Below are 12,048 nucleotides of genomic sequence, written 5' to 3' on the forward strand. Positions count from 1 at the left end.
TTATTTAAGTCAAAGAATTGTTAGTTGAATAATAAAAAAATACATGGCTGTTAATTTTGCAGCCATGCCTTTTTTACAGATAATTTCATTTGGAATTAAAAGATAAAACTATTTCTTATTTTCTAGATATTTAATACTTTGAATTTTGTTAAATTTAAAAACTCGAATTACTTTGTTTAAGTCAGACTTTCCTATTTTCATTGGTTTCTCAATCTCTCCTATTTTTATTCCTTCCTTATCTATCTTATCTGCATCAGGAAATATTCCAGTAGAGTGACACTTTTTATACACCATTGTCTTATATTTTGTAATTTCAGATTTTTGTTCGCTTTCGCTTAGTGTATCAATATTATTATTCACCTTTGTTAAAATATGTGAAAAAATATCATTTTTTATATAAAGCAAATTATTATCCTTATCATCAACCCACAATAAGCTCTCTGAAGTAAGATTTTTGTCTTTACGTTTTGGTATTGAATCAGGCAATAGTTTTAATAGATTCTCTAAAAAAGCGATATGATCTTCTTTTAAATTAAGTATTTCATCAACAGCTACTTCTAGTTTTTCAATCTTAGGAGCATTTTTTATAACACATTCTTGTTGAAAAAGTTGAATAGCATCTTTTAACAATATTTCAGTGTTTTCGTCATGCGCATTTTCATTAAATAGGTAGTAGTTTTCATTGCTTCCTAATTGTAAAAAAAGATTGTAGCCAATAAGTAAGTATGAGTATATATGCAACAAGTCCTCTTCCTGTTTTAAATCCTTACAATCTATTTGTTTTCGAAAATATTTATACTGGTTTTGAAAAAATTTTTTAATTTTTTTCCGTGAACCTCCAAAATATATTGAAAAAATGGTTCTTAATTGTTCTGTTGCATGATACAAAGAAGTGGTTAGTAACTTTGGTTTGAGACGCATATTGTTGACAATTAATTGATTAATTTTTAAATCTGTTATATCTAGATTTAAGATAAATTCTCTATCAATTTTTTTGTCACTAATAAAAAGCAGCAAGTTTTCGAAGTCATTTTGAAGTAATGCTCTTTTAATCATTTCAGGTCGTTGTTCCGTATTTATAATTAAAATACCGTCTCTAATACGAGCTGCTTTTTTCTGTAAGCCCTTTTGTTCAACTCTAGAATTTGAATGGAACTTTGAACTAATGCTGGATATTTGTGATTTTCTATCGTAAAAATTGCAAAATAAATTAGCAAATTCTTTATTGCTAAGGAATTTATTATTTCCATAAACATTAATAGAAAATTTAGGTGAAGCAAATTCTTGAAAGTGATTTAAGCTGGTCACCAAAGAAAGAAATGCATAGGAAAGTAAGGGGACTGTTACCCTCTTATCGCTAATATCCAGTATCTTAAGCATGGAGTGAAAAGATTCATATGGTTTTGAGTTATCAACTATTTCAAGTCCATATTTTGAGTTTAAAGCTTCAGTATAAATTACCTCATCCTCCTCAACTGATGTAAAAGGGACATAATACCAGTTTTTTATTCCTTCTACCCAACCAATTTGATTAGTATAGACAATAAAGGGACCATTTTTGATCATATTGTTTACTATTCGATTGAATTCGGTTCTATAGTTTTTTGATTTAATCAATTGTTGGGATATATTCCAGTTTTCACCAATGTATTCGGATAATTTAATCCAAAAATTATCTTTTGAAAAATCCTTGCTTTGAATATCAATAATTTTCACACGTATTCCATTCTTTTTACTTTTTACGCATACCATCCTCAAACCAAAAATAATTTTCTTATTTCCATCAAAAAAGAAAAGGGTATGACTTGGAAAAATAAAAAAATTATTGTAAAAAGTATGTACCTTTTCTTTAACTTGATCTAGAACATCATCAATGCAAAAACTGTCAATGTTAAAGTCTTTATGTAATAGTAGAGTGGATCTTGTTATTTGATATTTGTCATTTATCATAAGATCAATATTTTTTTCAGAAAAGGACTTGTTATATCTTGCTCTTATCCTTTCGATCAAATCTGGTGGATCTGTAAATAAATGGCTTGCTCGAAATAGCTGTTCTGGCTTTATCATTTTATTCTCCCTTCATAATAGTAACGAAGTAACGGCGTAACAAGGTAACGATATAAAAATCAATAGTCCCCGAGTTGTTACTTACTTTTAAAAATCCCCTTGCTACTATAATAAATCTGCCATTTGAATATTTTGTTAAGTCCTCTCAATACAGAATTTTACCATAATCAGAAACTTTTTTTAGTTTCAATATATGTTCCTTTCTTATATTAATAAGTTACTTGAATAATTAAATTTAATCATTCTAGGGACCATCTAATTAAAACTAATTTGGAATAAACATTAATGTAATAGTAATTCACGCATTTAAAAATATATATTATCACCGTGATAAGCGAAAGGAGGATACTATGTTTACTCAGTATGATGATTTATTAACGATAGAAGATATTATGGAGATTTTGGGTATTGGACGTAATAAAGCTTATCAATTATTACAGTCTAAAGAGGTAAAATCATTAAAAATAGGAAAAGCCTACAGAATACCAAAAGTTTGCCTCAAAGAATATGTATTAGCCAAAGTTCAAAAGAATATTGAATTGTACAAAGAGGAATAAGTATTAAATAATTTGAATTGCCGTGGCAAAATGCTACGGTATTTTTTATGCCTAAAATCTGTGAGATTTAATGGATGTTCTAATAGTTGAAATTTAAAAAAATTGAAGATATACAGATAGTTAGTTTTTAAAATGGAAAAGTATTTAAACTCTAACATCTCCATAACTATAAAATTTGGAGGTACTCAAAATGCAAATGAAGGTTCATAAAGATGAAAAAAAGGGAACGTATTGGTTTGTTGTAAGCGCAGGAAAAGATGAGAATGGTAAGAGGAGACAAATTAAAAGGCGTGGTTTTCGCACAGAAAAAGAAGCAATGAGAGAAATGCGAAAAATATTGCAGCAAGTGGACGAGAATACTTATATCAAAAACACTAACCTTAGATATATAGAATTCTTAGAAGGTGAGTGGCTAGATAGCAAATCATTGAAATTAAAGGAATCGACTTTTAGAACGTATAAAATGAATATAAAAAATCATATTTCTCCTTATTTTAAAAACCAAGAAATTGGGAAAATTACTACTCAAATGATTGAGAAGTTTTATGCGTATTTATCTAAAGAAAAAGGGTTATCTGAACGCTCAATTTTAGATATTCATAAGGTTGTAAAAAGTTCCTTTAAAACAGCAGTAAAAAGAAAGTATGTTTACTTTAGTCCTGTAGAGGACGCTGAGGCTCCAAAAGTGCCGCGTAAGGAAATGCTGGTCTGGAATTTAGATCAAACCACAAGATTTTTAAAGCAGACAGAAGAAAGTCCTATGTATATTGTTTTTATTCTTGCACTTACAACGGGTATGCGACAGAGTGAATTACTTGGTTTACGTTGGAAGGACATTGATTTTGAGGAAAGGGTATTGCACGTAAGACAAACCCTCAGTCATGATGGAAAAAAACTGTCCAAAGAGACAAAGACAAAATCTAGTATTAGAACTATCTCACTAACTGATAAAGCAATAAATGATTTAAAGATTCATAGAAAGAAAATTGCAAAAGAAAAACTTGTTGCAGGAGATATGTATGTAGATAATAATCTTGTTGTATGTACAAAGTTTGGAACCCCCGTAAACCCTCGCAATTTGCTTCGCATTTTCTATAACTTAATGAAAAAGGCTAAGGTTCCGAAAATAAGGTTTCATGACCTTCGCCATACTGTGGCTACTCTAATGTTATCACAAAGTGTAAATCCAAAAATTGTTAAAGAAATATTAGGTCATTCAGATATTAGGGTTACTCTTGATACCTATAGCCATGTTTTACCTAGTGTTCATAAAGAGACCGCAAAGCAATATGGGGATATGTTATTTGGGGAGTAATTACAAAATTCTAAGTTCCTGTTTCTAAGCTCGATAAATATATACTTCTGAGCTAGTCCTATAAGTAAGGAAACCCGAAAATTTCTAAAAAAAATAGGTAGTGTGACCGTTAGTGTGACCAACAGGAAAATGTTTGTCATTTTTAAATAAAAAGAAAGCCATTAAATGCTCGGAAAACCAAGCGTTTAATGGCTTTTTTTTGTATGGAGAATAGGGGGCTCGAACCCCTGACCTCAACGCTGCCAGCGTTGCGCTCTCCCAGCTGAGCTAATCCCCCGTAAGTAATAGACTTTTTACGGTACAAGAAAAATTATAACGAGAACCTTACCAATATGCAAGTGTAATTTTTTCATAAAAATAACAAGTGAGGAACCAAGGATCCTCACTTATTTGCTCAACTATAGATATAAATTAAGACATACTTTCCACTTCGAGTTTTTCAACACCCGCAATTTTAACAACATGATTATATACTTCAGTCGTATCTTCGCTAAAATCAACAATTAACATCAATTGTAGAAGCAGATCCCCTTCACTGGTATCCTTAATTTTCAAAGTTTTAATCTTAATTTCCTCTTTTTTAATATTAGCGATGATTTCACCCATTTTCTCACGATTGCGAACATGGAGCTTTAGCTGAACTTCTTTTTCTCGAAGTCGCCGAATACCAATAAAACCCATAAGATAAGGAACTATTTCAACACTGACAATAAGCAAAATAACTCCAGCAAAAGCTTCCATATAAAATCCAGTTCCAACTGCAATCCCAATCCCAGCAGCACCCCAAATCATCGCTGCTGTTGTTAATCCAGAAATACTGTCATTCCCGCGTCGTAAAATCACCCCAGCACCTAGGAAACCAATTCCAGATACAATTTGAGCTGCTAAACGCAGAGGATCCATTGTAATATTTACATCATCATCATGTGGAAATAAATACGCAGATTCAATCGATACTATTGTAAGCAGACAGCTTACAATACAAATAACCAAACTGGTTTTTAATCCAACTGGCTTTCTTTTTAATTCCCGTTCTAGGCCTATAATTAATCCTAAAACAGCTGAAATCCCTAATTTCACCAATATATCTTTGTCGATATCAAACATTATCCTCCCCCGCTTTTCCACTTGTAATTTCTATACCATAAGGTTTTTTTATATAAAACAATATTAAATAGAAAAAATCACTCATAAAGGAGTAAAATTATATCTACATAAATTTTAACATGTATCGTCTAAAAGGAGATAAAAAATGGGAAAACCAGTAATAAATCCATACATTGCCCTTGCGATTGGCGTAATTTCGGTATCAACCTCCGCCATCTTTGTTAAGTATTCTACAGCACCAACAGGCGTAATAGCTTTTTATCGGTTATTTTTTTCAGTTATCCTGATGCTTCCGGTTTTTCTTTTAAAATATGTTTCAGAACTTCGACTTATAACGAAACGGGATTGGATCTTCTCCATTGTATCCGGAGTTTTTCTAGCGTTTCATTTTATTCTTTGGTTTGAATCGCTCAATTACACGTCTGTTGCAAGCTCAACTGTACTCGTTACGCTACAACCGCTATTTGCATTTGTAGGAACCTTTGTCTTCTTTAAAGAAAAACTATCATTAAAAGAAATTATAAGTGGAATTATCGCAGTAATAGGAAGTGTTGTTATCAGTTGGGGCGATTTTAGAATCAGTGGAAACGCTCTATTTGGCGACATCCTAGCGCTCATTGCTTGTGGACTTATCACAGCCTACTTATTATTCGGTCAAACAGTAAGGAAGAGAGTATCTTTAATTACTTATACATTCGTTGTATATTCAATTAGCTCGATTACTTTATTACTTTATGTTTTAGCTGCTCACGAACCATTAATTGGTTTTGAAAGTGACAATTGGCTTTATTTCTTCCTATTAGCACTTATACCAAACCTGTTTGGTCATACGTTTTTAAATTGGTCAATTAAATGGCTGAGTACATCAACGATTTCAGTTGCAATTCTATTTGAACCGATTGGCGCTACCATCCTAGCCGTCATTCTATTAAGTGAAGAAGTACTTTGGACGCAAATGGTGGGCGGACTCATTGTATTAATCGGGATCATGATCTTCTTAGTCGATGTAAAAAGAGAAAAAGTAAAAGAAGCAACATATTAAAAAATGCGGCAACCTTATGGTGAGGGTTGCCGCATTTTTTATTTAACTAAAGACAAAGGTGGCTTTAGAAAAAATTAGTGCAAAGACAACGCAGAAAATCAATGTGCCACCGTATACTATTTCAGATGAATTGGCAATCAACATTGCCTCTATATATCCCCTAACAAATAAGATTAGTGTCATAAATAATGATAGGTAAAAAGCAATAGACTCTAGCATTTGGTTCTCCTTTGTCTTTTTTAATATGTTATGAAGCTGAAATTACATCTAGTACTTCCTGGGTCTATTGAATGATTTCAAATACTGTTTAATTAAAGAGGAGTGTAGTGAATAGAATTGTGGATAAACAATAAGAAAGTTGTTGATAAAGTTTTGATATTCAGAAAATTAATATATTTACCACTACTTTACTTCCATTTGGACTGTGGATAAAATTAATGCTGAGATCAATGGTTTTTCCCCAAAAGTTATTGAAGGTATACGATAAAAGCAATTTCTTTAATATAAAACCAAAAAAAATAACGAAATGTATTGCATTCATTTTTTAGCCGTGATATATTAGAACACGTCCTCACCGAGAGGAAAATAAAAAACAACTTTCGAAAATGTATTTTGAAAGATATGTTGACAAACAGAAGTTGAAATGTTATATTAAAAAAGTCGCTTCTGAGCGATGATAAAGAAAATTGTTCTTTGAAAACTAAACAAACAAACGTCAACAATAATAAATTTTAGTGCTTATAACTTCGGTTATAAACACACTAGCCAACGTAACATTTTTGAGCTAAATCAACTTTCTTGGAGAGTTTGATCCTGGCTCAGGACGAACGCTGGCGGCGTGCCTAATACATGCAAGTCGAGCGGATTGATGGGAGCTTGCTCCCTGATATCAGCGGCGGACGGGTGAGTAACACGTGGGCAACCTGCCTGTAAGACTGGGATAACTTCGGGAAACCGGAGCTAATACCTGGATAATCCTTTTCCTCTCATGAGGGAAAGCTGAAAGACGGTTTCGGCTGTCACTTACAGATGGGCCCGCGGCGCATTAGCTAGTTGGTGAGGTAACGGCTCACCAAGGCGACGATGCGTAGCCGACCTGAGAGGGTGATCGGCCACACTGGGACTGAGACACGGCCCAGACTCCTACGGGAGGCAGCAGTAGGGAATCTTCCGCAATGGACGAAAGTCTGACGGAGCAACGCCGCGTGAGCGAAGAAGGCCTTCGGGTCGTAAAGCTCTGTTGTTAGGGAAGAACAAGTACCGGAGTAACTGCCGGTACCTTGACGGTACCTAACCAGAAAGCCACGGCTAACTACGTGCCAGCAGCCGCGGTAATACGTAGGTGGCAAGCGTTGTCCGGAATTATTGGGCGTAAAGCGCGCGCAGGCGGTTCCTTAAGTCTGATGTGAAAGCCCCCGGCTGAACCTGGGAGGGTCATTGGAAACTGGGGAACTTGAGTGCAGAAGAGAAGAGCGGAATTCCACGTGTAGCGGTGAAATGCGTAGAGATGTGGAGGAACACCAGTGGCGAAGGCGGCTCTTTGGTCTGTAACTGACGCTGAGGCGCGAAAGCGTGGGGAGCGAACAGGATTAGATACCCTGGTAGTCCACGCCGTAAACGATGAGTGCTAAGTGTTAGAGGGTTTCCGCCCTTTAGTGCTGCAGCAAACGCATTAAGCACTCCGCCTGGGGAGTACGGCCGCAAGGCTGAAACTCAAAGGAATTGACGGGGGCCCGCACAAGCGGTGGAGCATGTGGTTTAATTCGAAGCAACGCGAAGAACCTTACCAGGTCTTGACATCCTCTGACACTCCTAGAGATAGGACGTTCCCCTTCGGGGGACAGAGTGACAGGTGGTGCATGGTTGTCGTCAGCTCGTGTCGTGAGATGTTGGGTTAAGTCCCGCAACGAGCGCAACCCTTGATCTTAGTTGCCAGCATTTAGTTGGGCACTCTAAGGTGACTGCCGGTGACAAACCGGAGGAAGGTGGGGATGACGTCAAATCATCATGCCCCTTATGACCTGGGCTACACACGTGCTACAATGGATGGTACAAAGGGTCGCGAAACCGCGAGGTCGAGCCAATCCCATAAAACCATTCTCAGTTCGGATTGTAGGCTGCAACTCGCCTACATGAAGCTGGAATCGCTAGTAATCGCGGATCAGCATGCCGCGGTGAATACGTTCCCGGGCCTTGTACACACCGCCCGTCACACCACGAGAGTTTGTAACACCCGAAGTCGGTGGGGTAACCGTAAGGAGCCAGCCGCCTAAGGTGGGACAGATGATTGGGGTGAAGTCGTAACAAGGTAGCCGTATCGGAAGGTGCGGCTGGATCACCTCCTTTCTAAGGATATTGTCGTAAAGACAATCGGAATGCAGACCTTCTGGTCTGTACTGTTGACCGCTTTGTTTGTTTAGTTTTGAGGGATCAATTCCTCTTTATCATTTCGTTCTTTGAAAACTAGATAATCGTAAAAGAAGAAAACAAGAAACACCACATTAGTTTTTTCTCTCTTAATAATAAGAGAATTAACCTTTAGGTTAAGTTAGAAAGGGCGCACGGTGGATGCCTTGGCACTAGGAGCCGATGAAGGACGGTACTAACACCGATATGCTTCGGGGAGCTGTAAGTAAGCTTTGATCCTGGAGATTTCCGAATGGGGGAACCCACTACTCGTAATGGAGTAGTATCTTTACCTGAATACATAGGGTATTGAAGGCACACCCTGGGAACTGAAACATCTAAGTACCCGGAGGAAGAGAAAGCAAACGCGATTCCCTGAGTAGCGGCGAGCGAAACGGGACATAGCCCAAACCAAGAGGCTTGCCTCTTGGGGTTGTAGGACACTCAACATGGAGTTACAAAGGAACGGGGTAAATGAAGAGATCTGGAAAGGTCCGTCAAAGAAGGTAAAAACCCTGTAGTTGAAACTTCGTTCCCTCCTGAGTGGATCCTGAGTACGGCCTGGACACGTGAAATCCGGTCGGAAGCAGGGAGGACCATCTCCCAAGGCTAAATACTCCCTAGTGACCGATAGTGAACCAGTACCGTGAGGGAAAGGTGAAAAGCACCCTGGAAGGGGAGTGAAAGAGATCCTGAAACCGTGTGCCTACAAGTAGTCAGAGCCCGTTAATGGGTGATGGCGTGCCTTTTGTAGAATGAACCTGCGAGTTACGATTACATGCAAGGTTAAGTTGAGAAGACGGAGCCGCAGCGAAAGCGAGTCTGAATAGGGCGTATTAGTATGTGGTCGTAGACCCGAAACCAGGTGATCTACCCATGTCCAGGGTGAAGGTTGGGTAACACCAACTGGAGGCCCGAACCCACGCACGTTGAAAAGTGCGGGGATGAGGTGTGGGTAGCGGAGAAATTCCAATCGAACTTGGAGATAGCTGGTTCTCTCCGAAATAGCTTTAGGGCTAGCCTCACGTAGTAAGAGTCTTGGAGGTAGAGCACTGTTTGGACTAGGGGCCCTCATCGGGTTACCGAATTCAGACAAACTCCGAATGCCAAAGACTTATCCGTGGGAGTCAGACTGCGAGTGATAAGATCCGTAGTCAAAAGGGAAACAGCCCAGACCACCAGCTAAGGTCCCAAAGTATACGTTAAGTGGAAAAGGATGTGGAGTTGCTTAGACAACCAGGATGTTGGCTTAGAAGCAGCCACCATTTAAAGAGTGCGTAATAGCTCACTGGTCGAGTGACTCTGCGCCGAAAATGTACCTGGGCTAAACGTATCACCGAAGCTGTGGATTGACATCTACGATGTCAGTGGTAGGAGAGCGTTCTAAGGGCGTTGAAGCTAGACCGTAAGGACTGGTGGAGCGCTTAGAAGTGAGAATGCCGGTATGAGTAGCGAAAGATGGGTGAGAATCCCATCCACCGAATGACTAAGGTTTCCTGAGGAAGGCTCGTCCGCTCAGGGTTAGTCGGGACCTAAGCCGAGGCCGAAAGGCGTAGGCGATGGATAACAGGTTGATATTCCTGTACCACCTCATTATCGTTTGAGCAACGGGGGGACGCAGGAGGATAGGGTAAGCGCACTGCTGGATATGTGCGTGTAAGCAGTTAGGCTGGAAATGAGGCAAATCCCGTTTCCGTAAAGGCTGAGCTGTGATGCCGAGGGAAATATAGTACCGAAGTTCCTGATTCCACACTGCCAAGAAAAGCCTCTAGCGAGATAAAAGGTGCCCGTACCGCAAACCGACACAGGTAGTCGAGGAGAGAATCCTAAGGTGAGCGAGAGAACTCTCGTTAAGGAACTCGGCAAAATGACCCCGTAACTTCGGGAGAAGGGGTGCTCTTTTGGGTGTTAAAGCCTAGAAGAGCCGCAGTGAATAGGCCCAGGCGACTGTTTAGCAAAAACACAGGTCTCTGCAAAGCCGCAAGGCGAAGTATAGGGGCTGACGCCTGCCCGGTGCTGGAAGGTTAAGGGGAGAGGTTAGCGCAAGCGAAGCTTTGAACCGAAGCCCCAGTAAACGGCGGCCGTAACTATAACGGTCCTAAGGTAGCGAAATTCCTTGTCGGGTAAGTTCCGACCCGCACGAAAGGCGTAACGATCTGGGCACTGTCTCAACGAGAGACTCGGTGAAATTATAGTACCTGTGAAGATGCAGGTTACCCGCGACAGGACGGAAAGACCCCGTGGAGCTTTACTGTAGCCTGATATTGAATTTTGGTACAGCTTGTACAGGATAGGTAGGAGCCGTAGAAACCGGAGCGCCAGCTTCGGTGGAGGCATCGGTGGGATACTACCCTGGCTGTATTGAAATTCTAACCCATACCCCTGATCGGGGTAGGAGACAGTGTCAGGTGGGCAGTTTGACTGGGGCGGTCGCCTCCTAAAAAGTAACGGAGGCGCCCAAAGGTTCCCTCAGAATGGTTGGAAATCATTCGTAGAGTGTAAAGGCACAAGGGAGCTTGACTGCGAGACCTACAAGTCGAGCAGGGACGAAAGTCGGGCTTAGTGATCCGGTGGTTCCGCATGGAAGGGCCATCGCTCAACGGATAAAAGCTACCCCTGGGATAACAGGCTTATCTCCCCCAAGAGTCCACATCGACGGGGAGGTTTGGCACCTCGATGTCGGCTCATCGCATCCTGGGGCTGTAGTCGGTCCCAAGGGTTGGGCTGTTCGCCCATTAAAGCGGTACGCGAGCTGGGTTCAGAACGTCGTGAGACAGTTCGGTCCCTATCCGTCGTGGGCGCAGGAAATTTGAGAGGAGCTGTCCTTAGTACGAGAGGACCGGGATGGACGCACCGCTGGTGTACCAGTTGTCTTGCCAAAGGCATAGCTGGGTAGCTATGTGCGGACGGGATAAGTGCTGAAAGCATCTAAGCATGAAGCCCCCCTCAAGATGAGATTTCCCATAGCGCAAGCTAGTAAGATCCCTGAAAGATGATCAGGTTGATAGGTCAGAGGTGGAAGCGTGGCGACATGTGGAGCTGACTGATACTAATCGGTCGAGGACTTAACCAAAAAACGTTTTTCTTCTTCTACATTATCTAGTTTTGAGGGAATGAAATAAAAATTCTCTTGCAAAAGTATAAAAACATTATTATAATAAATAATGTCTTTATGAAAATAATAGTCTGGTGGCGATAGCGAGAAGGTCACACCCGTTCCCATACCGAACACGGAAGTTAAGCTTCTCAGCGCCGATGGTAGTTGGGGGCTCTCCCCCTGTGAGAGTAGGACGCTGCCTGGGCTGTTACAAAATGGAGGATTAGCTCAGCTGGGAGAGCATCTGCCTTACAAGCAGAGGGTCGGCGGTTCGAGCCCGTCATCCTCCACCATATGCCGGTTTAGCTCAATTGGTAGAGCAACTGACTTGTAATCAGTAGGTTGGGGGTTCAAGTCCTCTAGCCGGCACCATTTTTCGAGCCATTAGCTCAGTTGGTAGAGCATCTGACTTTTAATCAGAGGGTCGAAGGTTCGAGTCCTTCATGGCTCACCATTT

General features: G+C 40.1%; 6 protein-coding genes, 4 tRNA genes and 3 rRNA genes. 9 read left to right on the forward strand and 4 right to left on the reverse strand.

The window, feature by feature from the left end; all coding sequences use genetic code 11:
* Positions 1–108: 108 nt before the first annotated feature.
* Positions 109–2,067: a hypothetical protein gene (locus tag RGF10_RS05115; RefSeq protein ID WP_318507861.1), complete on the reverse strand. Its 1,959-nt coding sequence runs from the start codon at positions 2,065–2,067 to the stop codon at positions 109–111.
* Positions 2,068–2,417: 350 nt separating this feature from the next.
* On the opposite strand from RGF10_RS05115, the gene RGF10_RS05120 reads away from it, so the two are divergent.
* Both RGF10_RS05120 and RGF10_RS05125 read left to right on the forward strand, forming a co-directional pair.
* On the forward strand, positions 2,418–2,624 hold the full coding sequence (locus tag RGF10_RS05120) for a helix-turn-helix domain-containing protein (protein ID WP_318507862.1): 207 nt from the start codon (positions 2,418–2,420) through the stop codon (positions 2,622–2,624).
* A 190-nt stretch (positions 2,625–2,814) separates the two neighbouring features.
* On the forward strand, positions 2,815–3,939 hold the full coding sequence (locus RGF10_RS05125; RefSeq protein WP_318507864.1) for a site-specific integrase: 1,125 nt from the start codon (positions 2,815–2,817) through the stop codon (positions 3,937–3,939).
* Positions 3,940–4,143: 204 nt separating this feature from the next.
* Here the strand turns inward: RGF10_RS05125 and RGF10_RS05130 are convergent.
* Both RGF10_RS05130 and RGF10_RS05135 read right to left on the reverse strand, forming a co-directional pair.
* Positions 4,144–4,216: transfer RNA gene (locus RGF10_RS05130), tRNA-Ala, on the reverse strand.
* A 134-nt stretch (positions 4,217–4,350) separates the two neighbouring features.
* On the reverse strand, positions 4,351–5,046 hold the full coding sequence (locus tag RGF10_RS05135; protein ID WP_318507866.1) for an MgtC/SapB family protein: 696 nt from the start codon (positions 5,044–5,046) through the stop codon (positions 4,351–4,353).
* A gap of 145 nt (positions 5,047–5,191) precedes the next feature.
* Here RGF10_RS05135 and RGF10_RS05140 point away from each other — a divergent pair, with 145 nt between their 5' ends.
* Positions 5,192–6,088, forward strand: coding sequence for a DMT family transporter (locus tag RGF10_RS05140; protein ID WP_318507867.1), 897 nt, complete (start codon positions 5,192–5,194; stop codon positions 6,086–6,088).
* 42 nt (positions 6,089–6,130) lie between these two features.
* Here the strand turns inward: RGF10_RS05140 and RGF10_RS05145 are convergent, their stop codons facing one another.
* Positions 6,131–6,307: a hypothetical protein gene (locus RGF10_RS05145; protein WP_318507869.1), complete on the reverse strand. Its 177-nt coding sequence runs from the start codon at positions 6,305–6,307 to the stop codon at positions 6,131–6,133.
* Between the two features lie 576 nt (positions 6,308–6,883).
* Here RGF10_RS05145 and RGF10_RS05150 point away from each other — a divergent pair.
* The 6 genes from RGF10_RS05150 to RGF10_RS05175 all read left to right on the forward strand — a co-directional run bounded on the left by RGF10_RS05150 (position 6,884) and on the right by RGF10_RS05175 (position 12,045).
* A 16S ribosomal RNA gene (locus tag RGF10_RS05150) occupies positions 6,884–8,434 on the forward strand.
* Positions 8,435–8,629: 195 nt separating this feature from the next.
* Positions 8,630–11,567, forward strand: a 23S ribosomal RNA gene (locus RGF10_RS05155).
* A gap of 112 nt (positions 11,568–11,679) precedes the next feature.
* A 5S ribosomal RNA gene (rrf, locus tag RGF10_RS05160) occupies positions 11,680–11,796 on the forward strand.
* Together the 16S, 23S and 5S rRNA genes with 3 tRNA genes alongside form the textbook arrangement of a ribosomal RNA operon.
* Positions 11,797–11,808: 12 nt before the next feature.
* Positions 11,809–11,884, forward strand: a tRNA-Val gene (locus tag RGF10_RS05165).
* Positions 11,885–11,887: 3 nt separating this feature from the next.
* A tRNA-Thr gene (locus tag RGF10_RS05170) sits at positions 11,888–11,963 on the forward strand.
* Between the two features lie 6 nt (positions 11,964–11,969).
* Positions 11,970–12,045: transfer RNA gene (locus tag RGF10_RS05175), tRNA-Lys, on the forward strand.
* Positions 12,046–12,048: the final 3 nt, after the last annotated feature.

This window comes from Bacillus sp. T3, from assembly GCF_033449965.1.
Classification (GTDB): domain Bacteria; phylum Bacillota; class Bacilli; order Bacillales; family Cytobacillaceae; genus Bacillus_BU.

What these genes read in the sequence shown, in the direction of transcription:
- RGF10_RS05115 (WP_318507861.1), bottom strand. Translation starts at nt 2,067, where the DNA reads ATGATAAAGCCAGAACAGCTATTTCGAGCAAGCCATTTATTTACAGAT.
- RGF10_RS05120 (WP_318507862.1), top strand. Translation starts at nt 2,418, where the DNA reads ATGTTTACTCAGTATGATGATTTATTAACGATAGAAGATATTATGGAG.
- RGF10_RS05125 (WP_318507864.1), top strand. Translation starts at nt 2,815, where the DNA reads ATGCAAATGAAGGTTCATAAAGATGAAAAAAAGGGAACGTATTGGTTT.
- RGF10_RS05135 (WP_318507866.1), bottom strand. Translation starts at nt 5,046, where the DNA reads ATGTTTGATATCGACAAAGATATATTGGTGAAATTAGGGATTTCAGCT.
- RGF10_RS05140 (WP_318507867.1), top strand. Translation starts at nt 5,192, where the DNA reads ATGGGAAAACCAGTAATAAATCCATACATTGCCCTTGCGATTGGCGTA.
- RGF10_RS05145 (WP_318507869.1), bottom strand. Translation starts at nt 6,307, where the DNA reads ATGCTAGAGTCTATTGCTTTTTACCTATCATTATTTATGACACTAATC.